Consider the following 22,496-nt stretch of genomic DNA (forward strand, 5'->3'; position numbering starts at 1 on the left):
TTTTGGCATGTCGACATTTGACTCTAACGGGATTTTAATAAATTCAATGACTGGCCAATCACTAAGGGTGGTAGAAAGGTTTTCAGTCGGGAAAATTGAAGCGGGGGTTAAACCTGTGCCAGGGTATGGCCCAAATAATGCTTATGTATATTCAATTCCCAAAGGTGATCCAGGGCAGGTAGGTGTTTCTGTTTACCTGCTTCAAGATCAAATTGTCTGGAGCTATGCATGGTACTATAGGCCTGCCTATCTTTGCCCGAGCGAAATTGTGTTGGTGGTTAAGTTATGAGCTTTGGGATAGTAGTAAGAAATCCAGGTGGTGATACTTTAATTGACTCAAAGTTTCTAAACTACTCACTCGCTGCATCTGGAACAGCGACATGTAAGGTCGGTGTTACTAACATACCACTACCATTTGTTGTTTCTTCTACAAGTCCGCCAATTATTTGTGCCGCCCAATGGGCAGGGTCAGGAAAGATTTATGGAGTTACTGCGTCTGGAGTTCCTGGGGCGTGGAGTTATTTTTCGGTGAGAGTAAGAGACGCGCCAATTGCTTTGCAGTGGCAGGTGTACGCTACAGATCTTCCTATTGCTGAGCAGTGGGCGTTTTTGGTTAATAACTCAAATGGCGGAAAAGTTTTTGATTCAAGCAGGAGGGTGTTAACGTTTTCTGGTGAGGTTTCAGGTGTTGTATCAAAATGGAAAAGAATTGGCGGGTCGCCTTATGTCAATGGAAGGGATGATCTTTATCATTATTCATCTTCTCCTGTTGCATCTGGTCAGTACGTTGCAATAGGAGTTTTACCATTTGCTTTTTTTGGTGTTACAAATAGCAGTCTTGGTCAAGTGTCAGTAGTTACAGAGGTTGGTTTTGGCTGGGCGTCTCAAGGGACCCCGCTTCTATATCTTGAATCATTTATGGATGCACCCACTGGAACCTTTCCTAGAGGTATACCGGGAGCTGTTTTTTATGATCTTCCTTCAATGCCAATTTTAAATATTTGACATTTTTCATGTGTTAATTAGTGAGAGAGCGCATATGTCAATCACCGAGCAGCAACTGCTTCACATCCTCCCTCAAGCCCGCCAAGTCGCGGGTTTTTTTGTGCCTGGAGTTTGACCATGACCATTCAAAACGCCCACGGCGTCCGCAACCGCAACCCTGGAAACATCGACTACAACCTCATGCTGAAGTGAACGCTGAGCCTGGTAAGTAGTTCGGATTTTGTTTGTCGTCGCCCTGGATCCTCGGCTGGCTGCTCGATATTGCCAATACGGAACTGGCTAAAGCTAAGGCCAGCGAGACAACCTGAAAGCGCTAGTAGGCGCGCAGGGCCGAAAGTTGGTGCCCCGAGCCTTTCTGGTAGGTGCAAAACGCTACGCAAAATCCTTTCGCCAGCCCTCTACGATCATTTGGAGAAACCATGAAAATTACTCCTGTCTATGCCCAGGTGCGTACTCACTGTCCCAGTTTTTCCAATCGTGTAGTGGTTGGTACTGATATGTCTTCTTTGGACACAGCTGATGCTTCGCAAACTCCTGCTGCTCATGTCGTGTCCTTGGCCGATATTGCAAGTCGGAGCACCACTCAAAATGCCACTTCTTCAACCATCCGCGACCGCTTCGAAGTCGTCCTGCTCCTCGACGCCACAAACCCACAACAAACCCTCGACCAACTCCACGACCTGCGCGCCGAACTCTGGCGCGCCCTGGTCGGTTTCAAACCCGGCGCCGAGTACAACCCGATCCAGTACGACGGCGGCGAGTTGGTGTCGCTCGACGCCACCCGCTTGCTCTACCGCCTGCGCTTCTTCGCCGAGTTCCAGCTGGGGCGCAACTTGCCCAGCCAGCCGGCGGAAACCTGGCATGAGCGTGAACTCGACGGCCTGCCGTCCTTTACCGGGGTCACGGTGCGGGTCGATGCCATCGATCCGGCGGACCCCAATCTGCAACGTCCAGGGCCCGACGGGCGCCTGGAGCTGACTTTTTCAGGAGAGCTGAAGCAATGAGCAAACGCATCACCGTGCTGCCGGTCGCTGGCCGTGCCGTACCGGACCCGGAAGCAGGCGATCTGCTGCCCGCCTCCGGCCGTGAAGTGCCGGACAACGCCTGGTGGCGCCGGCGTCTGGCCGATGGCGATATCACTAGCAAGGCCGTGAAAGCGGCGAAATCTCAAGGAGCCAAATAATGGCGATCGGTTTCAGCAATATCCCGGCGGACATCCGTGTTCCGCTGTTCTACGCCGAGATGGACAACTCGGCAGCCAATAGCGCGTCGTCGGCCATGCGCCGGCTGATCGTCGCCCAGGTCAATGACAACCAGACCGGCGACGATCTCGGCAAGCTGGTGCTGGTGTCCAGCGTGGCCCTGGCCAAGAGCATCGGCGGGCAAGGTTCGATGCTCGCTTCGATGTATGAAACCTGGCGCAAGACCGACCCGGTGGGCGAGATCTGGTGCCTGCCGCTGCACAGCACCGAAGGCAGCGTGGCCAAGGCCGAGTTGAAGCTCACCGGTAGCGCCAGCGCCGCCGGCCTGCTCAATCTGTACGTCGGCGGGGTGCGGGTGCAGGCCTCGATCGTCAGTGGCGCCAGCGCTGCCCAGGCGGCCAGCGCCCTGGCGCTGAAGGTCAACGCGGCGGTGGACCTGCCGGTGACCGCAGCAGCCGTCGACGGCACGGTGACCCTGAGCGCCAAGTGGACCGGCGACAGCGGCAACGACATCAGCCTGCAACTCAATCGCCTGGGCAAGAGCAATGGCGAAGAAACCCCGGCCGGCCTGACCCTGGTGCTGGGCAAGATGGCCGGCGGCACCGGCGTGCCGGATCAGGTCGCGGCCCTGGCGGCCCTGGGCGACGAGCCGTTCGAGTTCATCTGCATGCCCTGGACCGACACCGCCAGCCTCAATGCCTGGCAAGCGGTGATGGACGACAACACCGGCCGCTGGTCCTGGGCCAAGCAGCTGTTCGGCCATGTCTACAGCGCCAAGCGCGGCACCGTCGGCACCCTGGTGGCGGCCGGTCAGGCGCGCAACGACCAGCACATCACCATCCAGGCCCTGGAAACCGGCGTGCCCCAGCCCGTGTGGGTTCAGGCCGCAGCCCTGGCAGCGCGGACCTCGGTGTTCATCTCCGCCGACGCCAGCCGTCCGACCCAGAGCGGCAGCCTGCCGGGGATCGACCCGGCGCCGGCCAGCGAACGCTTCACCCTCACCGAGCGTCAGTCGCTGCTCAGCTACGGCATCGCCACCGCCTACTACGAAGGCGGCTACATGCGCATTCAGCGGGCGATCACCACCTACCAGAAAAACGCCTACGGCCAGGCCGACAACTCCTACCTGGACAGCGAAACCATGCACCAGTCGGCGTTCATCGTGCGTCGCCTGCAAAGCGTGATCACCAGCAAGTACGGGCGCCACAAGCTGGCCGCCGACGGCACCCGTTTCGGCGCCGGCCAGCCGATCGTCACCCCGAGCACCATTCGCGGTGAGCTGATCGCCCAGTACGCCAAGCTGGAGCTGGAAGGCCATGTGGAGAACGCCGACCTGTTCGCCGAGCACCTGATCGTCGAGCGCGACGTGCAGGACCCGAGCCGGGTCAACGTGCTGTTCCCGCCGGACTACATCAACGGCCTGCGGGTGTTCGCGCTGCTCAACCAATTCCGCCTGCAGTACGACGCCGCGGCCTGAGCCGGACCTGCATCACTGCGCTTTTTCAGCCCGCCTTGAGCGGGCTTATTTTTTGGGAGAAACATCATGGGTCAACTGATTGCGGGCACCTGCTACGTCAAAGTGGACGGCGCTCAACTGACCATCAGCGGCGGCTGCGAAGCACCGCTGATGGCCGTCAAGCGGGAAACCGTGGTTCCGGGTTTCTACAAGGAAACCGACCTCACCCCGTCGTTCAAAGTCACCGCGCTGCACACCCCGGACTTTCCGCTCAAGCAACTGATTGCCGGCTCCGACATGACCGTCACCTGCGAGTTCGCCAACGGCAAGGTCTACGTGCTGGCCGGCGCCTACCTGGTGGACGAGCCTATTGCCAAGGGCGACGACGCCAGCATCGAGCTGAACTTCGAAGGGCAGAAGGGGACCTGGCAATGAGCAACCTGGTCAAGCTGCAGGTGCCGATCGAGGCCCACGGCGAGCCTCTGGCCGAACTCACCCTGCGCCGTCCGACGGTGCAGGAAGTGCGGGCGATCAAGGCGCTGCCGTACAAGATCGACAAGAGCGAAGAAGTCAGCCTCGACATGGACGTCGCGGCCAAATACATCGCGGTCTGCGCCGGTATTCCACCGTCCTCGGTGAACCAGCTGGACCTGGTGGACCTCAACGCCCTGAGCTGGGCGGTGGCGAGTTTTTTCATGAGTGCGGCATCGCAGCCATCGCCGACCTGATCGCTGTCGCCTATGACCTGGCCTGGTTCTGGAAGGTCGACCCCGAACAGATGATGGCCAGGCCACTGGATGTGCTCCGGGAATCCCTGGAGCACGCGCAACGGATCAATGCGATGCAGCAGGTGCAGTGATGGCAGATACACAAACCGTAGAGAAGAAGTCGGTGCTGTTGACCGGCATCGACGAACTGTCACCCAAACTCGTCGCCCTTCAAGGCAAGGTCGACTCTTTCAAGAAAAACCTTGAGCAGACCGGGCTGGGCAAGCTGGATATCAGTGGTCTGTTCAAGGGCGGCAGCCTGATCACCCCGTTTCTCGACGGGATCAAGGCCTGCGACGCGTTCAAGGGCAAACTGGCCGAGGTCGGTGACTCCAGTGCGTCGGCCGACGCGGCCAAAGGCATGAATGTATTCAGTCAGTCCATGGCCAAGGTGTCCTCGGCCATTGATGCCGCGCTGGCGCCGGCGGTGGGGGCGCTGGTGGTCGGTCTGGAGCCCATGCTCAACAGCGTGGGGACACTGCTCGACGACAACCCGAAGCTGGTCGAGGGGCTGGCGATGGGCGCCATTGCCTTCTCGGCGATGCAAACCGCCGTGACGGGCGCGACCCAGGTGCTCGACCTGATGGGCACCGTGGCCAAGGCCAATCCGGTGATGCTGATTGCCATGGGCATTGCTCTGGCAGCCGGAGTGATCATTGCCAACTGGACACCGATCTCGGCCTTTTTCGTCAGCCTTTGGGAAGGCGTGAAGAGCTTCGCGGCGCAGGCGATGGAGGTGCTGAGTACCCTGTTCAGCTGGACGCCCCTGGGCATGCTGATCGGTAACTGGGGAGCCGTCACGGCGTTCTTTGCCGGGCTCTGGGACAGCATCAAGGCGATGACGGCTGCGGTCGTCGGCTTCCTCAAGGAGGTGTTTTCCTGGTCGCCTCTGGGACTGATCATCGATAACTGGGCTGGATTGACGGGCCTGTTCGCATCCATCTGGGAGTCGCTCAAGGCCTTGACGGTACCGGCCATGGCCTTTCTGAAAGGCCTGTTCGACTGGGTGCCGATGGACATGATCACCAAGAGCTGGGGCGCGGTCACCGGTTTCTTCGCGTCGATCTGGGGAGTGTTGCAAACGGGCATCCAGGCGATCAAAACGGTGTTCCAGACGCTGTTCGACTTTTCTCCGTCCGTGGTGCTTTACAACAACTGGGGCGCTGTCAGCAGTTTCTTCAGCTCGATCTGGGCGGCGCTGCAACCGGGTATCGATGCGATCAAGAAGGTCCTGCAAACCCTGTTCGACTTCTCTCCGCTGGTGATTCTTTACAACAACTGGGGCGCGGTTACGGGCTTTTTCAGTTCGATCTGGGCCGAATTGCAACCGGGTATCGACTCGATCAGAAAGGCCATTGAGGTCCTGTTCGACTGGTCGCCGATGGAACTGATCATGACCAATTGGGCCCCCATCGCCGATTGGTTTTCCGGGCTGTGGAGCAAGCTTCAAGAGCTGATGGTGCCGATCAGGGAACTGTTCGAGGGCGGTTTCGGAGGGCTGATTGCCACGGTCACCGGCAAGGTCGAAGGCTTTACCGAGACGCAAAGGCAAATCAACGCCGAGGGTAAAGGCGGGCTGGCATCACCCTTTGCCGCCACCCAGGGCAGCTCGCTGACCCAGAACTCCAGTGCCCTGATCCAGCAGAACGCTGCCAACAATCGCACGCAACTCGAAGGCGGGTTGACCGTGCGTTTCGAAAACGCCCCGGCGGGCCTGCGTGCCGAACAGGCCAAGACCAATCAACCAGGCCTGAACGTGGCTTCGACCCTGGGCTATCGCTCACTTTCCCTAGGAGGTTCCAATGGCGGATAACTGGCGTGATCGTTTGTTGCCCGCGTCCTTTCGCGGTGTGCCGTTCTGGGTCGATCAGGCGAAAACCCCGGTGGGCCAGAAAGGCCAGTTGCACGAGTACCCGCAGCGTGACCAGCCGTTTTTCGAGGGCCTTGGCCAGCAGGCGAAAATCCATGACCTGACGGCCTTTATCGTCGGCGCCGATTGCCTGGAGCAGCGCGACAGGCTGCTCAAGGCCCTGGAGGAGGGCAGCGGCGAGCTGGTGCACCCCTGGCTTGGGCGGATGCAGGTCAAGGTCGGCGAATGCGAGATGACCCAGAGCCGCCAGGACGGCGGCCTGGTGACCTTCAGCCTGAAGTTCTATCCGGATCAGCCGCTGCGCTTTCCCACGGCGGTGGTCAACACCCAGCAGCAGGTGCTGGTGGCCAGCGATACCTTGCTGGGCTCGGCGGTGCTGCGTTTCGAGTTCGCCACCAATCTGATCAAGCAGGCGCGGATCGGCGTGGACGCGCTGCGCAAGGGGCTGACCGAGGTGTATGCGGTCATCGAGCACGAGTTCAAGCCGCTGATCGAGTTCTATGGCGACCTCAACACCCTGGTCAAGGCGGTCAAGGACATACCCAAGGAGCTGAGCACGGAGTTCAAGGGGTTGCTGGAGGATGTGCGCGGGCTCAAGGATTTTGCCCGCAGCGGCTATCGGCAGATGCTCGCCGATATTGCCCAGCAGGTGGAGGCGGCCCGGCGCATCGATGCGCCGAAGCTGACCACCGGCAAGGACACCACGGCGGCGGCCGAGGCAGTGGCCAACCTGGTGCAGGATGCGCTGCTGGTGCAGATCGCCCGCCTGGTGTCGGCGTTGCCGGTGGCCACGCCCGTGGTGAAGCTCAAGAACACCCCGCCCCTGGCGCAGCAGGCCAGCCGGCCGGTGCAGCGCCTGGAGGTGCCGGTGGCCGACGATGTGCTGGCGCTGCGCGATCAGTTCAATGAGCTGATCTGGCAAGCCTCGCTCAAGGCCGACGCGGTGCATTACCAGGCGCTCAACACTCTGCGTCAGCAGGTGCAGGGGCACCTCAATGCGGTGGCGTCCTCGGGGGTGCGGCTGGTCAGCCTCAGCCCCAAGAGCAGTCTGCCGGCGCTGGTGCTGGCCTATCAGCGGTTTGCCGATGCGACCCGGGTCGGCGAAGTGGTGCAGCGCAATCGGGTGCCTCACCCGGGTTTTCTGCCGCCCGCCGACCTGCAAATCGCTCGGGAGTGACCCATGGACGAACTGGCAAATATCGTCACCCTGACGGTGGACGGGCTGGACTACAGCGGCTGGAAGAGCGTGGAGATCAGCGCCGATCTGGAGCGGCAGTTCCGCACCTTCAGCCTCAACATCACCTGGCAATGGCCGGGGCAGGACTCGCAGGTGCGGATCCGCCCGGGCGCTCGCTGTCAGGTGCGCATCGGTTGCGACCTGGTGCTCACCGGGCATGTCTACAAGGCGCCGATCAGTTACGACGGCAAGCAGATCAGCCTGAGCATCCAGGGCGGTTCGCTGACCCAGGACCTGGTGGATTGCGCGGCCATCAACCGGCCGAGTCAGTGGCGCCAGCAGGACGTGCTGAGCATCGTCCGCGCCCTGGCCGGCTCCTACGGGGTCGGGGTGCGCAGCGAGATCGCCCCGACCGGCAAGCTGCACACCCACAGCATCGTGCCGGGGGAGACGGTGTTCGCCTCCATCGACCGTTTGCTGACCCTGTACCGGGTGTTCTCCACCGACGACGCCGACGGTTACCTGCTGCTGGCGGCGCCGGGCAGCGGTGGGCGCGCCAGCGATGCCCTGGAGCTGGGCAAGAACATTCTCTCGGCCAATGCACCGATGGATTTTTCCGCGGTGTTTTCCGAGTACCGGGTGATTGGCCAGCACAAGGGCAGCGATCAGAGCAGCGGGGCGGCGGTCAGCGAGGTGTCTGGCCGGGCCAGCGATGCAAGGGTTTCGCGCAAGCGGGTCACGGTGATCAACGAAGCCGCGCAACTGAGTGCCGAGCTGGCTCAGCAGCGCGCTGACTGGGAGTGCGGCACCCGCACCGGCAAGGCCCTGACCACCACCTACCAGGTGCAGGGCTGGCGCCAGAGCAATGGCGATTTGTGGCGCCACAACACCCTGGTGCGAGTGATCGACCCGGTGCTGGGGTTCGACCGGGACATGCTGATCTCCAAGGTCACCTGGTCGCTGTCCGAGCAGGGCTCGATCACCACCCTGCAGGTGGCGCCGCCGCAGACCTTCGACGCCAACCCGACACCCGGCAACACCTGAAACCCGCGCCCATCCGTAGGCGCCGGCTGGCCGGCGAAGGCATCCGGCCCGAAACCGCGCAACCCCTGTTCGCCGGCAAGCCGGCTCCTACCCTCCAAGGAACTCAGCATGAGCCTACTGACACGCCTGTTGGCGCGGGGCACCGTGGTGCTCGCCAACTCGGCCAACAAACTGCAATCGCTGCAAATGCGCCTTACCGCCGGCGAGGTCAACGACGACATGGAGCATTTCGAGCCTTACGGTTTCACCAGCAATCCCCTGGCCGGCGCCGAGGGCATCGCCACCTTCCTCGGCGGCGACCGGTCCCACGCGGTGGTGCTGGTGGTGGCCGACCGGCGTTACCGCCTCAAGGCCCTGGCCGCCGGTGAGGTGGCGATCTACACCGACGAGGGCGACAAGATCCACTTCAAGCGTGGGCGCGTCATCGACATCGACACCGCGACCCTGAACATCCGCGCCAGCAGCGGCGTCAACATCGACAGCCCGACCCTGAGCATGAGCGGCAAGATCGTCTCCCAGGGCGATCAGCTTGCCGCCGGCATCAGCCAGATCAACCACGTCCACAGCGGCGTGCAACCCGGTCCGGGCCAGACCGGCGCGCCGGTGGGAGGTTAAGCATGTTCGCCACCTATGACCTGAAGAACGCCCTGACCCGGGCTGTGGAAATCAGCCTGTTCACCTGGCGCCGCGCCGCCGATGACGATGCCCTGGACGACGATCAGCGCTATGGCTGGTGGGGCGACAGCTTTCCCACAGTGGCCGACGACCGCATCGGCTCGCGCCTGTGGCTGCTGCGCCGGGTCAAGCTGACCCGGCAGACCCAGCTCGACGCCGAGTTCTATGCCCGCGAGGCCTTGCAGTGGCTGATCGACGATGGTCATTGCAACGCCGTCGAGATTCTCAGCGAACGCCTCGATGCCCAGCGCCTGAACCTGCGCACGGTGCTGATCCTGGCCGACGGCGAACGCCTGGACCTCAACCCCATTCACAGTTGGCAGGTGACCTATGCCGTTTGAAACCCCTTCGCTGCCGGTGCTGATTCAACGCACCCAAAGCGACCTGGCCAGCGATTCGCTGCGCCAGTCCGATGCCCAAGTGCTGGCCCGAACCCTGAGTGGAGCCGCCTTTGGCCTGTACGGCTACCTGGATTGGATCGCCGAGCAGATCCTTCCGGACAAGGCCGATGAGTCGACTCTGGAGCGCATCGCTGCCCTGCGCCTGAACCAGCCGCGCAAGGCCGCCCAGGCGGCCCGTGGCAGCGTCAGCTTCACGGCCGCGGCCGGAGCCGTGCTGGATGTCGATACCCTGCTGCAGAGCAGCGACGGTCGCAGTTACAAAGTGACCGCCGCGCGCACCACCAGCGCCGGGCTCAACAGCACCACGATCCAGGCCGTCGATGCTGGCGCCCTGGGCAATGCCGGCGCCGGCCTGGAGTTGACCGCGGTGCAGCCGGTGCAAGGCATTGGCAACGCGTTCACCGTGCTGGCCCCGGGGCTGAGCGGTGGCGTGGCTGAAGAAAGCCTCGAATCCCTGCGCTCCCGGGTGATCCGCTCCTATCGGATCATTCCCCACGGCGGCTCGGCAGACGACTACGAAACCTGGGCCCTGGAATGCCCGGGCATTACCCGTGCCTGGTGCCGGCGCAATTACCTGGGGCCAGGCACGGTGGGCCTGTTCGTCATGCGTGACGATGACCCGCAGCCGATCCCCAATGCCGAGCAACTGGCGCAGGTCCAGGCCTATATCGAGCCACTGCGCCCGGTCACTGCCGAGGTGCATGTGCTGGCCCCGGTGATGCTGCCGGTGACCTACACGTTGCGCCTGACCCCCGACACCAGCGCGGTGCGCGCCGCGGTCGAGGACCAGCTGCGCGATCTGCACAGCCGCGAGGCCGGCCTGGGCCAGACCCTGTTGCTCAGCCATATCCGCGAAGCCATCAGCAGCGCCACCGGCGAGCAGGATCACCGGCTGCTGGCGCCCCTGGCCGATGTTCCGGCGGCGAACAATCAGTTGCTGGTTTTCGGAGGTTGCCAATGGCAGCAATAAGAAGCGCCGCCCAGTACCAGGATCAGCTGCGCAGCCTGCTGCCCAGCGGCCCGGCCTGGGACCCGGAGCGGGTGCCGGAGCTTGAACGAGTGTTGCAGGGCATCTCCCAGGAGCTGGCGCGCATCGACGCCCGGGCCGTGGACCTGCAAAACGAAATGGACCCGGCCAGCGTCAGCGAACTGGTGACCGATTGGGAAAAGGTCATGAACCTGCCCGATCCCTGCCTGGGCCTGACCCCGCTGTTCGAAGACCGACGGCTGGCCGTGCGCCGCCGTCTGTTGGCGGTGGGCAGCCAGCGCGCTGCCTACTTCGTCGAAATCGCCCGCAGCCAGGGCTACCCCAATGCCAGCGTCACTGAGCTGAGTACCCCGCGCATGGGCCGCTCACGTTTTGGTCATGCACATTTCGGCACCTGGCGGGCGAACTTCATGTGGACCCTCAATACCGGCGGCCGCCTGCAACTGGGCCGGCGTTTCGGCGCGAGCTATTGGGGTGAACGTTTTGGCATGAATCCGGGGAACGCCCTGGAGTGCCTTATCCATCGCAGTACACCGGCGCATACACAGGTGTACATCAACTATGACTAGAGAAGACAAGAACAAGTGGATTATCCGAAAAGTGTTCCCAGCGTAGGGCTGGTGAACGGCAAGTTTGTCGACGAGAACCCGGTCACGGGGCAAGTCGGCTCACTGATTTCCTCGCAATGGGGAAACGCGGTTACCGACGAATTGCTCAATGTGATTCGTGCGGGTGGGAAGGTGCCGGCCGAGGCCGAGCACGACCAGTTGCTGGCGGCGATCAAGGCGATCGTCCGGGATTCGATACCGCCAGAGAAGATTCGCAGCACCTTGGCCGAGTACGGCATCACCGACGCCTATACCAAGTCGGTGACCTACACCAAGGCCGAGATCGAGGCGCTGCTGAAGAACATGTCGGCCCTGCCGGTGGGCGCCATGGTGCCGTTTCCCAAAGGCACGGTGCCGGCGGGGTTCCTGGAGGTGGATGGTAGTGTGCAGAGCGCTGCGACTTATCCGGATCTGGCGGCTTATTTGGGGACGACCTTCAACACCGGTGGTGAAGGGGAGGGGAATTTCCGTTTGCCGGAGTCGCGGGGGGAGTTTCTGCGGGGTTGGGATCATGGGCGGGGGGTGGATGGGGGGCGCTCTCCTGGCAGTTGGCAGGCGGATGCGTTTCAGGGGCACTACCACGCTAGTGCTGCCGATACAGCTAAACCGTATTCGACTGGTGGAACTATTGGTGACTACCTCGCCCGCTTCGGGACGGGGAATCCAACAACAAACGGAGTACGAGACGCAATCAATAACGGCGTCGATGGTACGCCGAGAACAGCTTCAGAGACTCGGCCACGCAACCTGGCAGTCATGTGGTGCATCAAAGCCTGGAACGCGCCGATTAATCAGGGAAACATCGATGTTGCTGCTCTAACTGTCGAAGTTCAGAAGCTCAAAGCTTTATCGGGTAGCAGTTGTCAGGGACTCTACGTTTCTGCCTCTGGAACCAATGCACTGATCTCGGTGAAGGCTCGCAGCCTGATTGTCGGTAAAGGTAGTGCGGCACAGGCATTGAGCGCAGTCGACCTGAACATCAACCTGCAAACCACAGGTCTAAATGGTCTCGATAGCGGGGCGCTCGCAGCTTCCAGTTGGTACAGCGTCTGGGTTGTATCCAATGGCACTCAAGTCGCCGGTATTGCTGCGTTGATGCCGCTAGTCCAGTGTTCGACCATCGTCGGTTCGGCAGTCGTGTCCGGCATTGCCAGCACTTCTTCAATGCGTGTTGGAATGCCGTTCGGTGGAGCAAGCTTTCCGCAAGGAACTTTCATCAAGTCTGTTGACTCTTCGAGTCAGATCACGGCGAGCGTACCTGCGCTCATGACCGCTGTAGATACAACGCTGAGGTTTGTGTTTGAACCGATTATTCCAGCAGGTTTTATTGCAACACGCGTGAGCGCATTTTTCACGGACGCTACGGCAAACCGATACCCACTGTCATATGTGCAGGCCGGTCGGAGCAGTCGTTACAAAGTTGCGTCAGGTTCGAACCTGGCATCACTTCCAATGATGGCGTCGGGGGCCATGGGGACCGCCACAGCTCTTGTTGCTGTCAGCATTTTTCAGTTTGTTCCGCCAACGGCCACAGGTATCTGCCTTCAACTACTTGGGGCAACCAACAGCAACTCTTCAGCTGCGCCAAACGCAAGTTACATTGGTGGTTACATTGGACCCAATAGTCCACCGCTCAATAGCACCGGCTCTACTAATACGCAGCACAATACCCAGGGGCGGTTTGTGCTTGAGGAGCCAAGAGTTTACTACTGGGGAGCAGGCGCCGCAGGGCTGATGTGTTATGGCTGGGAGGATGATGTATGAGTTGGGCGGTACGAAATGATGGTGTTCAGGGGTGGCGTGCGATAGAGGGTGCGGATGAGCTTTTTCCGAATGAAGTTTATTCAGAATTTGAGCCCGTACAGGTGATGCCTTCCCTACCTAGTATTGAAGAGCTTTCTGTTCTAGCGAAGGCACGACGAAGTGAGTTGCTGACGTTAGCTGCATACAGGATGGGCCCATTACAGGATGCAATGGATATCGGTTGTATTACAGACGTAGAAGCAAAGCAGCTTTTACTGTGGAAAAACTATCGGATCAGTCTTAATAGGATTGAGGAACAGGATTTATTTTCGCGTGATTTTCAGTGGCCTCTATCTCCAGATGAAATTTTGAATAAATAAACGCCCTGTCTCGCCGGGGCGTTTTCTTTTCCAGTTTTCTAACTATGTCCACGCCGAACTGTGTCGGCGTGGATGAATGACAACGAGAGGACAGACGAGTGGATTATCCAAAGAGTGTGCCAAGTGTTGGGTTGGTTAATGGGAAGTTTGTCGACGAGAACCCGGTCACGGGGCAAGTCGGCTCACTGATTTCTTCCGAATGGGGAAATGCGGTGACCGATGAATTGCTCAATGTGATTCGTGCGGGTGGGAAGGAGCCGGCGGAGGCCGAGCATGACCAGTTGCTGGCGGCGATCAAGGCGATCGTGCGCGATTCGATTCCGCCGGAAAAGATCCGCACGACTTTGGCCGAGTATGGGATCACCGATGCGTACACCAAGTCGGTGACCTACACCAAGGCCGAGATCGAAGCGTTGCTGAAGAACATGTCGGCCTTGCCGGTTGGAGCCATGGTGCCGTTTCCCAAGGGGACGGTGCCGCCGGGATTCCTGGAGGTGGACGGCAGTGTGCAGAGTGCTGCGACTTATCCGGATCTGGCGGCCTATTTGGGCACGACCTTCAACACCGGGGGCGAGGGCGCGGGTAACTTCCGGTTGCCGGAGTCTCGGGGGGAGTTCCTGCGGGGTTGGGATCATGGTCGTGGGGTGGATGCTGGGCGGACTGTCGGCAGTTGGCAGGCCGATGAGTTCAAGAGTCATGCACACTCAGTGAAGGACAGTTCAAGTGCTGGAAGTGTGTTTGATTCTTGGGTTTATGGTGATACTGGTAACGGAGTTACTGATGATGAAAATCTAAGGACAAATCCATCAGGTGGCGTTGAAACCCGTCCTCGCAACCTGGCGGTCATGTGGTGCATCAAGGCCTGGAACGCGCCGACCAATCAGGGAAATATCGATGTTGCTTCGCTGGTTCCGTTGGCTGCCCAAGCCACTGAAACCAATCGAGGTACAGCATTGATAGCCAGTCAAACGGACGTAAACGCTGGAAGCAGCACCTCGAAAATTGTAACACCGAGACAATTGCGTCTTGGATTCTCTATTAGTCTTGCTGCAAATGGCTATGTGGCTTTTCCATCTTGGTTAGGAGGTGTAATTGTCCAATGGGGCAATACTCTTCCCTTGAGTGCAGGTGGGCAAACAACTACTTATCCACTTGCATTCCCCAACGCATGTTTTGTCGTTGTCCCTAGTGTCACTTCAGGCATCGCGATGAATGAGTATGGGTTGACCGTTACCGCGAAAAACCAATCCTCATTTACAGCAGTTTGTAAGGTTTTTAACGGGGTATCGGCGAATCAGTCTGCAAACTATATTGCAGTCGGTTTCTGACAGGAGGTGTAAGTGAAACGTTTATACAGTCCTAGTACCGGGACAACCTATCTGGTTGGGGTGCACTCGGTGCTCCCTGCAGATGTAGTTGAAATATCAGAAGAGTTGTATCTCTCCGTGATCGGTAATCCCGAACCTGGAAAAATTCGAGTTCACAACGATAGCGGGTTGCCTTATTTAGTAGATGCACCCGAACCAAGCATTGATCTCCCTTCACAGGAGCGGAGTTGGCGTAATGCTCAGCTATCGGCTGTCATGTGGCTTCGGGAACGGCATCGCGATCAAGCCGAAGCCGGTGTGGTAGCAACTCTCAATAATCAGGAATTTAAGGAGTTGATTAGCTATATCCAGTTGCTGCGCGACTGGCCGCAATCTCCGAACTTTCCCGATAGCCAATATCGCCCTGTTGCACCATCGTGGATAACTGAACAGACCCAATAAACGCCCCGCACCGCCGGGGCGTTTTCTTATCCGACTTACAAACACAGAACATGCTTATTACCGAACAACAACTGCAACAAATCATGCCTAACGCCCGCCGCCAAGCGGGCGTTTTTGTTTCTCCACTCAACACCGCCATGGCTCATCGGCAGATCGATACGCCGAAGCGCCAGGCGGCCTTTCTTGCCCAGATCGGCCACGAATCCGGGCAACTGCAATACGTGCGCGAGCTGGGCAGTGATCAATACCTGAGCAAGTACGACACCGGCACGCTCGCGGCACGCCTGGGCAACACCCCCGAGGCCGATGGCGACGGTCAGCGTTATCGCGGGCGTGGGCTGATCCAGATCACTGGGCGCAGCAACTATCGCCAGTGCAGCCTCGGGCTGTTTGGCGATGAGCGCCTGCTGGAGTTGCCGGAGCTGCTGGAGCAGCCGCAATGGGCCGCCGAGTCGGCGGCCTGGTTCTGGGAGCGCGGCGGGCTCAATGCCCTGGCCGATCGCGATGAGTTCAACAGCATCACCCGTCGCATCAATGGCGGTTTGAACGGCTTGCAGGATCGCCTGCAACTCTGGGCCAGGGCGCGGGCGGTGCTGTGCCTGCCCGTGGTCTGAGTTCATGCGGAGGCGGGCACCTTCTGTAGTCGCTGCCGTAGGCTGCGATTGGACCTGGAGGGAAGGTCCTGCGGACCTTTTCGCAGCCTGTGGCAGCGGCTACAGGGATTTTTGCCGGCCGTTTGATGCATTTCATATCGGTCCGAGGAGGACGTGATGAATATCCGCAGTTGGCTGGCTCTCGCCGTCGTAGCGGGGTTGCTTTATGCCCTTGGCTTCGTCAGCGGTGCCGGCAGCGAACGCAGTCAGCAGCAGCGCCTGGACGAGGCCCGACTGCAGCAATCCTTCGAGCAGGGCCAGGCGTTGGGCAGGGTCAAGGAGAAGGTGGTGGTCGAGTACGTCGATCGCGTCGTCAAGGTCTATCAGGCGGGCGCCACTGTCACCAAGGAGGTTCCGATCTATGTTTCGAAAGCAGCTGATAACGCCTGTGTTGTGCCTGGTGGTTTTGTCCGGGTGCACGACGCCGGCGCCACCAACCTGCCCGTGGCCCCAGGCCCCGGCGTCGCTGATGACGCCGCCTCGGGCCTTGCACTCTCTACCGTCGCCGCCAGCGTCGTCGACAACTACAGCCAATGCCATGCCAATGCCGAGCAATTGAGGGCGTTGCAGCAGTGGGTGCGGGAGTCTCAGTCGCTGTTGCAAGGTGCTCCGGCGATGCACTGACGGCCTTGAGACCTTTATGAAATGGATCGCTGCCGCAGTGTGGGGCAGTTGAAATCAAATGGACTTGTCGATGTTAAAAGAATGCAGATGCGGTCATTGCAAACGACTTCTCGCCCGCGTGGGTGAGTTTACCGAGCTCCAGATCAAATGTTCCCGCTGTGGAACCTTGAATCACGTGAAGGCCTCGAGCCTTGGGCAATCGCCTGTGAGCGACATGAGAGCGGACTTTTCCGCGACTGATCATTCGACTCAATAGGTATCAACATGGCTTGGATTCGCTACGACTTCACCGACAACGGTTCTTCGGTGCTGCCGGCTCGCTATTACATGGCGCCGAACCAGTACCTGCAGTCCCCGAACAAACGCTTCAAGTTGCTCTTTCAGCCTGATGGCAACCTTGCACTTTATGACGGCGCCCAGTTGGCGTGGGTCGCCGACCAGAACACGCCCTTTACCAATGTGAGCAAGGGCAACAAGAAAGACCCGATGATGGTCTTTATGAATTACGGCTTCGTTCTGGATGACCCATTGCGCGGCCGTATCTGGTCGACGACACCGAGCGATCCCACCATGGGCTCTCGCGAGGATGCGTCCTTGCGTGCGTTCACCCAGGTTCAGGATGACGGGAACATCGTGACCATCGACACGATCCCTCACTGGTATGCGCCCAACGGTCGCGTGTTCACTCCGGCAGTCGGGGCGGCCATGATCATCGGTGGCCCTGCGGAGTTGGTACCGGGCCAGTTCTACCGTGCCGGTGATCATTCCCTGGTCTTCCAGGGCGATGGCAACCTGGTGGTCTACGGTCCGAACTGGAGCGTTGTCTGGGCGACGTACACCCAGAACAGGGGCGGTGCGCGATGCGTCATGCAGGCAGACGGTAACCTGGTGATCTACGCAGCGAACAATGCCGTCGTTTGGCAAAGTGGGACTGCTGGCCATCCGGGCGCAACCATTCGCCTGCAGGCCAACGGCAGCTTGAGCATCGTGACCGAGCGGCCGATCTGGGCCCGTTTCGGGTACACCCCGACCATCAAGCCGCCGCGTGTCTTTTACCCGGATCACAAGTGGCAAACCGCTAGCTACACCTGGGACAACGTGTTCTAAAAGGCCGCAAGAAGCCCCGCGATCGTGCGGGGCCTTTGCCTGGCGTCTTCAAGATATCGGTGGGTGTGCTGTTGCAGCTCGTCCATCGAGAAGCCCAAGAGCTTCGACCCCATCGCCTTTGAGCGACATGAAAACGGCACTTTCCGTGACCGCCCCTTCCATTCAAAGGTGAAAAAAATGAACGCAGTAACCATGGGCAAGCACTTCATTACCGTATTCCCAAAAGGCATTGTGGAGATCGTTTCGGCGGCCCAAAACACGGGTGGGCTGATCATCCAGACGGGGTTGATCAAGACCTCGACCGGTGTGGTCGATCTGTATGTGGGACCGACCGGGTCTTCCATCTCCAATGCGGCCATCATCTTCTCGGGCAACGGCTCCAGCATTTCCGGCAGTGACTCCGAGATTGTCATGCCGTACCCGATCCGTATTCCCGCAGGCCAGGCATTGTGGGCCTATGCATCCACTCCGGGTGGTGCAATCGCGTTGACTTGGGACTTGCTGGCCTGAGTTGTGTGTCGAGCTTCGCGAGCTTGCGCGAGCGCTTTCCTGTTCTTTGGGGCTTCGTTGTCTGAAGCCGCGTTCCAGAGCCGTTGGTTTTCCTGACGGCTTGTCACTTGCAAGCCGTCTTTGCTGGTGTACGGTAAGCACACGCCAGCCCCATCAGGAGAGGATTGTGAAAGAAATTACCCAGCTTGCCGCTGAACTTGGCCGGCGTCTGCAGGTTCTGAATGCCCATGTCACCACCGCGGAGTCCTGCACCGGCGGCGGTATTGCCGAGGCGATCACGCGGATTCCGGGCAGTTCGGCCTGGTTCGAGGCCGGTTATGTCACTTATTCCAATCGCCAGAAGACTTTGCAACTGAATGTACCGGCCGGGTTGTTCAACTCGGTCGGTGCGGTCAGTCGTGAGGTGGTAGAGGCCATGGTTCGCGGAGCGCAGGCCAAGAGCCATGCACATTTTGCCGTGGCGGTCAGTGGCATCGCCGGGCCGGATGGCGGTTCCGCGCAGAAGCCGGTGGGTACCGTGTGGCTGGCCTGGGGCGCGGGAGAGACGCTGACTGCCGAGTGCCGGCACTTCCCCGGGAATCGCGATGAGGTTCGCCGACAAACGGTGAAGGCCGCGCTAGAGGGGCTGCTGCAACACGCCGCAGCAGAAATCGCAAATCAGGGGTAGGCGATCCTTGAGCGCTGTGGAATAATACTGGCTACTTATACAGGTGTTGGCCGTCAGGCCTTATTGATTACGTGAGGACTTTAATGGACGACAACAAGAAGAAAGCCTTGGCTGCGGCCCTGGGTCAGATCGAACGTCAATTCGGCAAGGGTGCCGTAATGCGTATGGGCGATCATGACCGTCAGGCGATCCCGGCCATTTCCACCGGCTCTCTGGGTCTGGACATCGCTCTGGGCATTGGCGGTCTGCCAAAAGGCCGTATCGTTGAAATCTACGGTCCTGAATCGTCCGGTAAGACCACCCTGACCCTGTCGGTCATCGCTCAGGCGCAGAAAGCCGGTGCCACTTGTGCCTTCGTCGATGCCGAGCACGCGCTGGACCCGGAATACGCCGGCAAGCTGGGGGTCAATGTCGACGATCTGCTGGTTTCTCAGCCGGATACCGGCGAGCAGGCCCTGGAAATCACCGACATGCTGGTGCGTTCCAACGCGGTTGACGTGATCATCGTCGACTCCGTGGCGGCTCTGGTGCCCAAGGCTGAAATCGAAGGCGAAATGGGCGACATGCACGTGGGCCTGCAAGCCCGCCTGATGTCCCAGGCGCTGCGTAAAATCACCGGTAACATCAAGAACGCCAACTGCCTGGTGATCTTCATCAACCAGATCCGCATGAAGATCGGCGTGATGTTCGGCAGTCCGGAAACCACCACCGGTGGTAACGCCCTGAAGTTCTACGCTTCGGTTCGTCTGGACATCCGTCGTACCGGCGCGGTGAAGGAAGGCGATGAGGTGGTCGGTAGCGAAACCCGAGTCAAGATCGTCAAGAACAAGGTGGCTCCGCCGTTCCGTCAGGCCGAGTTCCAGATTCTTTACGGCAAGGGTATCTACCTCAACGGCGAGATCATCGATCTTGGCGTGCTGCACGGTTTCCTGGAAAAATCCGGTGCCTGGTACAGCTACCAGGGCAACAAGATCGGTCAGGGCAAGGCCAACTCGGCCAAGTTCCTGCAGGACAACCCGGAAATCGGCAACGCGTTGGAGAAGCAGATTCGCGAGAAGCTGCTGACAGCCTCGCCAGACGTCAAAGCCAATCCGGTCAAAGAGACCGAAGACGATATGGCCGACGCTGATATCTGATTGATCCAATGACCGCCGTACTCGATACCCTCGTCGCGGTGCGGCGAACTGCAATGGACCTGCTCGCGCGACGCGAGCACGGTCGAGTCGAGCTGACGCGTAAACTGCGTCAGCGCGGCGCCCCTCCTGAAATGATCGAAGCTGCCCTTGACCGTTTGACGGAAGAGGGATTGCTGTCCGAATCCCGTTATCTCGAAAGTTTTGTTTCCTACCGTGCCCGTTCAGGTTACGGGCCAATGCGTATTCGCGAAGAACTCAGTCAGCGCGGCTTGCAGCGAAGTGACATCGATCTTGCCCTGCGTGAGTGCGGTATCGACTGGCAAGAGCAGTTGCGAGACGTCTGGCAGCGCAAGTTTGCCGGGCACTTTCCTGCGGATGCCCGGGAGCGGGCCAAGCAAGGGCGCTTTCTGAGTTATCGCGGCTATTCCATGGACATGATCGGCCGCCTGTTGAGCGGCCGAGGGCTGGATGACTGAGGCTGTACCCGCTGCGTGATGCCGCGGGCGAGAGGCGGATCAGTTGGCGTCGCTGGTTTCTCTCACGCTTTGGTGGGCCTTGGGGGGCTGTCTGGCCCAGTTCTGCGGCAGGTTGATGAAGTCGATCAGTTCCCGCAGGCGGCCATTGTCGCGAGCGTTGAAAGTGAACGACAGCCGTGTCAAATGGCTGAATTGCGCTTCATCGTGCTCCTCTCCACGGTAGGCATGTTGCTGAAACCGACCACTGAGGCACAGGTCGGAGAACTCCGTCTGCATCTGTGCCAGCGCCTGTTCGGTGAGATTGTGGTGCATGCGAATGACGAACTCTTGCTTCAGCCAGCGGCTGGAGTGGAAGTTGGCGTAGAACTGCTGGATTTCCTTGACGGCGTCTTCGGTGCTATGCACCAGACGCACCAGTTTCAGGTCGCTGGGCAGGATGTAGCGATTGGCTTCCAGCTGGTTGCGGATGAAGTCCAGGGCGCCCTGCCAGAATTGCCCGCCAGGTACGTCCAGTAGCACCACCGGTACCAGGGGGCTTTTGCCGGTCTGGATCAGGGTCAGGACTTCCAGTGCTTCATCCAGGGTGCCGAATCCACCGGGGCAGAGCACCAGAGCATCCGCTTCCTTGACGAAGAACAGCTTGCGAGTGAAGAAAAAGTGGAATGACAGCAGGTTCTCCGTACCGCCGACAGTCGGGTTGGCATGTTGTTCGAAGGGCAGGGTGATGTTGAATCCCAGGCTGTGCTCCAGGCCCGCGCCGTCATGGGCTGCGGCCATGATGCCGCCTCCGGCACCGGTGATGACCATCAGGTCCGAGCGCGCCAGGGCAGCGCCCAGCTCCTTGGCCATGGCATACAGCGGGTGCTCGCTGGGGGTTCGCGCCGAGCCGAATACCGTCACTTTGCGCCGACCCTTGAACTGTTCCAGGACTCTGAAGGCATGTTCCAGTTCACGCAGGGCTTGCAGGGTGATCTTGGCGTTCCAGCGATTGAGGTCATCCTCGGCCATGCGCAGGACAGTGAGAACCATGTCGCGATAAAGAGGGATATTTGGGCTGTTGGGGGCAATCTGGTTGAGTTGCGCTTCGACCTGGCTCGTGAGGTCGGCGCCCTTGCTCTGAAAATGACGGGTTAACAGGTCATTCGATTGGTAAGGCATTCAGCTTCTCCTTCTGCACAGAACCTTGTGCACGCTCGAGGTATTCGAATGTGCCACGACACAGCCTGTGTCGCTGCCTGCTCGGCCCAGCGTGCGAGCAATGCTCCTCGCCGATTGCTGCTGACCGTCGCTGGGCGGCAATCGAGGTATCCACAGAGGTCCTGCTTTCCTTTATTGAGAAAACAATTGCACTGCAAGGCGCATCAGGGCGGCCTCCTGAACCGTCCTCAAAGCATTAATGGAAACCTTCGGACATGACTTGATCATGTGCCCAGAAAGTCTTGGCTGGCAATCGCTTCTTGATGAACTTATCGGCTTGTGCACCATTGGTCGGGCGCGGCGGCAGGGGGCTGTACCCCTGATTTACTAAGTTACAGCGCTGGGCCCGGGAAGGGGCCGCGGGCGCTCATTCGTGAAAGCGAAGGGCAAGGAGGCAAGGGATGACCACTGTTGTGCTGGAAATCGATCCGCAGTTGTACCAGCTGTTGCAAGCCGCTGCGGCGGCCCATGATTTGAGCCTTGAGGAAGAGTGCCGGCGGCGCCTGGCGGGCGAGGAGCCGCACTCGCGTTACCTGCAGGCCCTGGTGGCGGAGTTGCGCGCCGAGGATCTGCAGCGACGCGCGGCTCGCTCTTGATTACTTCTTCTTGGGGGTGTTCTGGGAGGGGCAGTCCGATTCCTGGAAGCGTGCCGAGGCGACCGGGCGATTGGTACGGTTCTCGGTAAATTCGTAGCGCATGATTGCGCCTTTGGCCATCAGCTTGCGGTAGTTGGGGTTGCGGCAGACGCTGGCACCCAGTTGCAGGTAGACCGCCTTGGGATTGGCGCGCATCTGGGCGGCGTGAGCTGACTGGACGCTGAGGTGGTTGATCAGCTCTTTGCCTTCAACGGTATAACCCTGATCGAGGATGTTTTCGTTGATTTCCCGGGGAGTGCCGACGTTGCTTTCCGCAGCGACCTTCTCCAGCATTTTGCTCAGTTCGAACTCTTGCAAAGACGCAGCCTGGACTCCCAGAGGCAAGGCCAGCAGAAGGGCGACGGTAGGGATGGTAAAGCGCAACATGAAACTCTCCTGGTGCAAT

At 59.8% G+C, this 22,496-nt stretch carries 29 protein-coding genes; 27 read left to right on the forward strand and 2 right to left on the reverse strand.

Annotated features, from left to right (window positions below):
• Positions 1-7 precede the first annotated feature (7 nt).
• The 26 genes from PST29_RS31565 (at position 8) to recX (ending at position 20,258) form a co-directional block, all read left to right on the forward strand.
• A complete protein-coding gene (locus tag PST29_RS31565; protein ID WP_148659597.1) occupies positions 8-289 on the forward strand; it encodes a hypothetical protein in 282 nt (93 codons plus the stop codon).
• Positions 286-1,005, forward strand: coding sequence for a hypothetical protein (locus PST29_RS31570; protein ID WP_148659598.1), 720 nt, complete (start codon positions 286-288; stop codon positions 1,003-1,005). The genes PST29_RS31565 and PST29_RS31570 overlap by 4 nt, the downstream gene beginning before the upstream one ends.
• 419 nt (positions 1,006-1,424) lie before the next feature.
• Positions 1,425-2,009, forward strand: a complete 585-nt coding sequence (locus tag PST29_RS06295) for a phage tail terminator protein (RefSeq protein ID WP_060842629.1) — start codon at positions 1,425-1,427, stop codon at positions 2,007-2,009.
• Positions 2,006-2,188, forward strand: coding sequence for a DUF2635 domain-containing protein (locus PST29_RS06300; RefSeq protein ID WP_047302105.1), 183 nt, complete (start codon positions 2,006-2,008; stop codon positions 2,186-2,188). Before PST29_RS06295 ends, PST29_RS06300 begins: the two co-directional genes overlap by 4 nt.
• The gene (locus PST29_RS06305) at positions 2,188-3,684 is read left to right on the forward strand and encodes a phage tail sheath subtilisin-like domain-containing protein (RefSeq protein ID WP_060842630.1); all 1,497 of its coding nucleotides are present in this window, start codon (positions 2,188-2,190) and stop codon (positions 3,682-3,684) included. The genes PST29_RS06300 and PST29_RS06305 overlap by 1 nt, the downstream gene beginning before the upstream one ends.
• A gap of 66 nt (positions 3,685-3,750) precedes the next feature.
• Positions 3,751-4,098, forward strand: coding sequence for a phage tail tube protein (locus tag PST29_RS06310; RefSeq protein WP_016965085.1), 348 nt, complete (start codon positions 3,751-3,753; stop codon positions 4,096-4,098).
• Positions 4,095-4,391, forward strand: coding sequence for a phage tail assembly protein (locus tag PST29_RS06315; RefSeq protein WP_060842631.1), 297 nt, complete (start codon positions 4,095-4,097; stop codon positions 4,389-4,391). The genes PST29_RS06310 and PST29_RS06315 overlap by 4 nt, the downstream gene beginning before the upstream one ends.
• A gap of 130 nt (positions 4,392-4,521) precedes the next feature.
• On the forward strand, positions 4,522-6,243 hold the full coding sequence (locus PST29_RS06320) for a phage tail protein (protein ID WP_060842632.1): 1,722 nt from the start codon (positions 4,522-4,524) through the stop codon (positions 6,241-6,243).
• The gene (locus tag PST29_RS06325) at positions 6,233-7,477 is read left to right on the forward strand and encodes a DNA circularization protein (protein WP_060842633.1); all 1,245 of its coding nucleotides are present in this window, start codon (positions 6,233-6,235) and stop codon (positions 7,475-7,477) included. Before PST29_RS06320 ends, PST29_RS06325 begins: the two co-directional genes overlap by 11 nt.
• 3 nt (positions 7,478-7,480) lie before the next feature.
• Entirely contained in the window at positions 7,481-8,521 is a 1,041-nt protein-coding gene (locus PST29_RS06330) for a phage baseplate assembly protein (protein WP_060842634.1), read from the forward strand.
• 108 nt (positions 8,522-8,629) lie between these two features.
• On the forward strand, positions 8,630-9,136 hold the full coding sequence (locus PST29_RS06335; protein WP_060837800.1) for a phage baseplate assembly protein V: 507 nt from the start codon (positions 8,630-8,632) through the stop codon (positions 9,134-9,136).
• 2 nt (positions 9,137-9,138) lie between these two features.
• Positions 9,139-9,537 (forward strand): phage GP46 family protein, encoded by a 399-nt coding sequence (locus tag PST29_RS06340; protein WP_060837801.1) that lies wholly within the window; start codon positions 9,139-9,141, stop codon positions 9,535-9,537.
• On the forward strand, positions 9,527-10,567 hold the full coding sequence (locus PST29_RS06345) for a baseplate J/gp47 family protein (protein WP_060842635.1): 1,041 nt from the start codon (positions 9,527-9,529) through the stop codon (positions 10,565-10,567). Before PST29_RS06340 ends, PST29_RS06345 begins: the two co-directional genes overlap by 11 nt.
• On the forward strand, positions 10,555-11,154 hold the full coding sequence (locus tag PST29_RS06350; RefSeq protein WP_060842636.1) for a YmfQ family protein: 600 nt from the start codon (positions 10,555-10,557) through the stop codon (positions 11,152-11,154). The genes PST29_RS06345 and PST29_RS06350 overlap by 13 nt, the downstream gene beginning before the upstream one ends.
• Positions 11,155-11,169: 15 nt before the next feature.
• On the forward strand, positions 11,170-12,957 hold the full coding sequence (locus tag PST29_RS06355) for a phage tail protein (protein WP_060842637.1): 1,788 nt from the start codon (positions 11,170-11,172) through the stop codon (positions 12,955-12,957).
• The gene (locus tag PST29_RS30750; protein WP_082729183.1) at positions 12,954-13,316 is read left to right on the forward strand and encodes a tail fiber assembly protein; all 363 of its coding nucleotides are present in this window, start codon (positions 12,954-12,956) and stop codon (positions 13,314-13,316) included. The genes PST29_RS06355 and PST29_RS30750 overlap by 4 nt, the downstream gene beginning before the upstream one ends.
• A gap of 98 nt (positions 13,317-13,414) precedes the next feature.
• On the forward strand, positions 13,415-14,644 hold the full coding sequence (locus PST29_RS06360; protein ID WP_232513206.1) for a phage tail protein: 1,230 nt from the start codon (positions 13,415-13,417) through the stop codon (positions 14,642-14,644).
• A gap of 12 nt (positions 14,645-14,656) precedes the next feature.
• The gene (locus PST29_RS30755) at positions 14,657-15,085 is read left to right on the forward strand and encodes a phage tail assembly chaperone (protein ID WP_082729184.1); all 429 of its coding nucleotides are present in this window, start codon (positions 14,657-14,659) and stop codon (positions 15,083-15,085) included.
• Between the two features lie 50 nt (positions 15,086-15,135).
• Positions 15,136-15,699, forward strand: coding sequence for a glycoside hydrolase family 19 protein (locus tag PST29_RS06365; protein ID WP_016966077.1), 564 nt, complete (start codon positions 15,136-15,138; stop codon positions 15,697-15,699).
• Positions 15,700-15,855: 156 nt separating this feature from the next.
• Complete coding sequence (locus PST29_RS06370; protein WP_060842638.1) at positions 15,856-16,362, forward strand: hypothetical protein; 507 nt, start codon at positions 15,856-15,858, stop codon at positions 16,360-16,362.
• A 70-nt stretch (positions 16,363-16,432) separates the two neighbouring features.
• Positions 16,433-16,618 carry a Com family DNA-binding transcriptional regulator gene (locus PST29_RS30760; RefSeq protein ID WP_082729320.1) on the forward strand — a complete coding sequence of 62 codons (186 nt, stop codon included), beginning with the start codon at positions 16,433-16,435 and terminating at the stop codon, positions 16,616-16,618.
• Between the two features lie 8 nt (positions 16,619-16,626).
• On the forward strand, positions 16,627-17,469 hold the full coding sequence (locus tag PST29_RS06375) for a putidacin L1 family lectin-like bacteriocin (protein ID WP_060837808.1): 843 nt from the start codon (positions 16,627-16,629) through the stop codon (positions 17,467-17,469).
• 177 nt (positions 17,470-17,646) lie between these two features.
• Positions 17,647-17,979 (forward strand): hypothetical protein, encoded by a 333-nt coding sequence (locus PST29_RS06385; RefSeq protein WP_020372545.1) that lies wholly within the window; start codon positions 17,647-17,649, stop codon positions 17,977-17,979.
• Positions 17,980-18,145: 166 nt separating this feature from the next.
• Positions 18,146-18,646, forward strand: a complete 501-nt coding sequence (locus PST29_RS06390) for a CinA family protein (RefSeq protein ID WP_060842639.1) — start codon at positions 18,146-18,148, stop codon at positions 18,644-18,646.
• A gap of 83 nt (positions 18,647-18,729) precedes the next feature.
• On the forward strand, positions 18,730-19,782 hold the full coding sequence (gene recA / locus PST29_RS06395) for a recombinase RecA (RefSeq protein WP_011059579.1): 1,053 nt from the start codon (positions 18,730-18,732) through the stop codon (positions 19,780-19,782).
• Positions 19,783-19,790: 8 nt separating this feature from the next.
• Complete coding sequence (gene recX / locus PST29_RS06400) at positions 19,791-20,258, forward strand: recombination regulator RecX (RefSeq protein WP_060837811.1); 468 nt, start codon at positions 19,791-19,793, stop codon at positions 20,256-20,258.
• A gap of 39 nt (positions 20,259-20,297) precedes the next feature.
• On the opposite strand, the gene PST29_RS06405 is transcribed toward recX, so the two are convergent.
• Complete coding sequence (locus tag PST29_RS06405; RefSeq protein WP_060837812.1) at positions 20,298-21,416, reverse strand: TIGR00730 family Rossman fold protein; 1,119 nt, start codon at positions 21,414-21,416, stop codon at positions 20,298-20,300.
• A gap of 440 nt (positions 21,417-21,856) precedes the next feature.
• Here PST29_RS06405 and PST29_RS06410 point away from each other — a divergent pair, with 440 nt between their 5' ends.
• On the forward strand, positions 21,857-22,051 hold the full coding sequence (locus PST29_RS06410) for a hypothetical protein (RefSeq protein ID WP_060837813.1): 195 nt from the start codon (positions 21,857-21,859) through the stop codon (positions 22,049-22,051).
• On the opposite strand, the gene PST29_RS06415 is transcribed toward PST29_RS06410, so the two are convergent.
• A complete protein-coding gene (locus tag PST29_RS06415) occupies positions 22,052-22,477 on the reverse strand; it encodes a quorum-sensing-regulated virulence factor family protein (protein ID WP_060837814.1) in 426 nt (141 codons plus the stop codon).
• Positions 22,478-22,496 lie beyond the last annotated feature (19 nt).

The sequence above is a fragment of the Pseudomonas sp. St29 genome (genome assembly GCF_001547915.1).
Lineage (GTDB): Bacteria > Pseudomonadota > Gammaproteobacteria > Pseudomonadales > Pseudomonadaceae > Aquipseudomonas.

Excerpts from the sequence above, each read along its gene's own strand:
- PST29_RS31565 (WP_148659597.1), top strand. The coding sequence starts at position 8 with ATGTCGACATTTGACTCTAACGGGATTTTAATAAATTCAATGACTGGC.
- PST29_RS31570 (WP_148659598.1), top strand. The coding sequence starts at position 286 with ATGAGCTTTGGGATAGTAGTAAGAAATCCAGGTGGTGATACTTTAATT.
- PST29_RS06295 (WP_060842629.1), top strand. The coding sequence starts at position 1,425 with ATGAAAATTACTCCTGTCTATGCCCAGGTGCGTACTCACTGTCCCAGT.
- PST29_RS06300 (WP_047302105.1), top strand. The coding sequence starts at position 2,006 with ATGAGCAAACGCATCACCGTGCTGCCGGTCGCTGGCCGTGCCGTACCG.
- PST29_RS06305 (WP_060842630.1), top strand. The coding sequence starts at position 2,188 with ATGGCGATCGGTTTCAGCAATATCCCGGCGGACATCCGTGTTCCGCTG.
- PST29_RS06310 (WP_016965085.1), top strand. The coding sequence starts at position 3,751 with ATGGGTCAACTGATTGCGGGCACCTGCTACGTCAAAGTGGACGGCGCT.
- PST29_RS06315 (WP_060842631.1), top strand. The coding sequence starts at position 4,095 with ATGAGCAACCTGGTCAAGCTGCAGGTGCCGATCGAGGCCCACGGCGAG.
- PST29_RS06320 (WP_060842632.1), top strand. The coding sequence starts at position 4,522 with ATGGCAGATACACAAACCGTAGAGAAGAAGTCGGTGCTGTTGACCGGC.
- PST29_RS06325 (WP_060842633.1), top strand. The coding sequence starts at position 6,233 with ATGGCGGATAACTGGCGTGATCGTTTGTTGCCCGCGTCCTTTCGCGGT.
- PST29_RS06330 (WP_060842634.1), top strand. The coding sequence starts at position 7,481 with ATGGACGAACTGGCAAATATCGTCACCCTGACGGTGGACGGGCTGGAC.
- PST29_RS06335 (WP_060837800.1), top strand. The coding sequence starts at position 8,630 with ATGAGCCTACTGACACGCCTGTTGGCGCGGGGCACCGTGGTGCTCGCC.
- PST29_RS06340 (WP_060837801.1), top strand. The coding sequence starts at position 9,139 with ATGTTCGCCACCTATGACCTGAAGAACGCCCTGACCCGGGCTGTGGAA.
- PST29_RS06345 (WP_060842635.1), top strand. The coding sequence starts at position 9,527 with ATGCCGTTTGAAACCCCTTCGCTGCCGGTGCTGATTCAACGCACCCAA.
- PST29_RS06350 (WP_060842636.1), top strand. The coding sequence starts at position 10,555 with ATGGCAGCAATAAGAAGCGCCGCCCAGTACCAGGATCAGCTGCGCAGC.
- PST29_RS30750 (WP_082729183.1), top strand. The coding sequence starts at position 12,954 with ATGAGTTGGGCGGTACGAAATGATGGTGTTCAGGGGTGGCGTGCGATA.
- PST29_RS06365 (WP_016966077.1), top strand. The coding sequence starts at position 15,136 with ATGCTTATTACCGAACAACAACTGCAACAAATCATGCCTAACGCCCGC.
- PST29_RS06370 (WP_060842638.1), top strand. The coding sequence starts at position 15,856 with ATGAATATCCGCAGTTGGCTGGCTCTCGCCGTCGTAGCGGGGTTGCTT.
- PST29_RS30760 (WP_082729320.1), top strand. The coding sequence starts at position 16,433 with ATGTTAAAAGAATGCAGATGCGGTCATTGCAAACGACTTCTCGCCCGC.
- PST29_RS06375 (WP_060837808.1), top strand. The coding sequence starts at position 16,627 with ATGGCTTGGATTCGCTACGACTTCACCGACAACGGTTCTTCGGTGCTG.
- PST29_RS06385 (WP_020372545.1), top strand. The coding sequence starts at position 17,647 with ATGAACGCAGTAACCATGGGCAAGCACTTCATTACCGTATTCCCAAAA.
- recA (WP_011059579.1), top strand. The coding sequence starts at position 18,730 with ATGGACGACAACAAGAAGAAAGCCTTGGCTGCGGCCCTGGGTCAGATC.
- recX (WP_060837811.1), top strand. The coding sequence starts at position 19,791 with ATGACCGCCGTACTCGATACCCTCGTCGCGGTGCGGCGAACTGCAATG.
- PST29_RS06405 (WP_060837812.1), bottom strand. The coding sequence starts at position 21,416 with ATGCCTTACCAATCGAATGACCTGTTAACCCGTCATTTTCAGAGCAAG.
- PST29_RS06410 (WP_060837813.1), top strand. The coding sequence starts at position 21,857 with ATGACCACTGTTGTGCTGGAAATCGATCCGCAGTTGTACCAGCTGTTG.
- PST29_RS06415 (WP_060837814.1), bottom strand. The coding sequence starts at position 22,477 with ATGTTGCGCTTTACCATCCCTACCGTCGCCCTTCTGCTGGCCTTGCCT.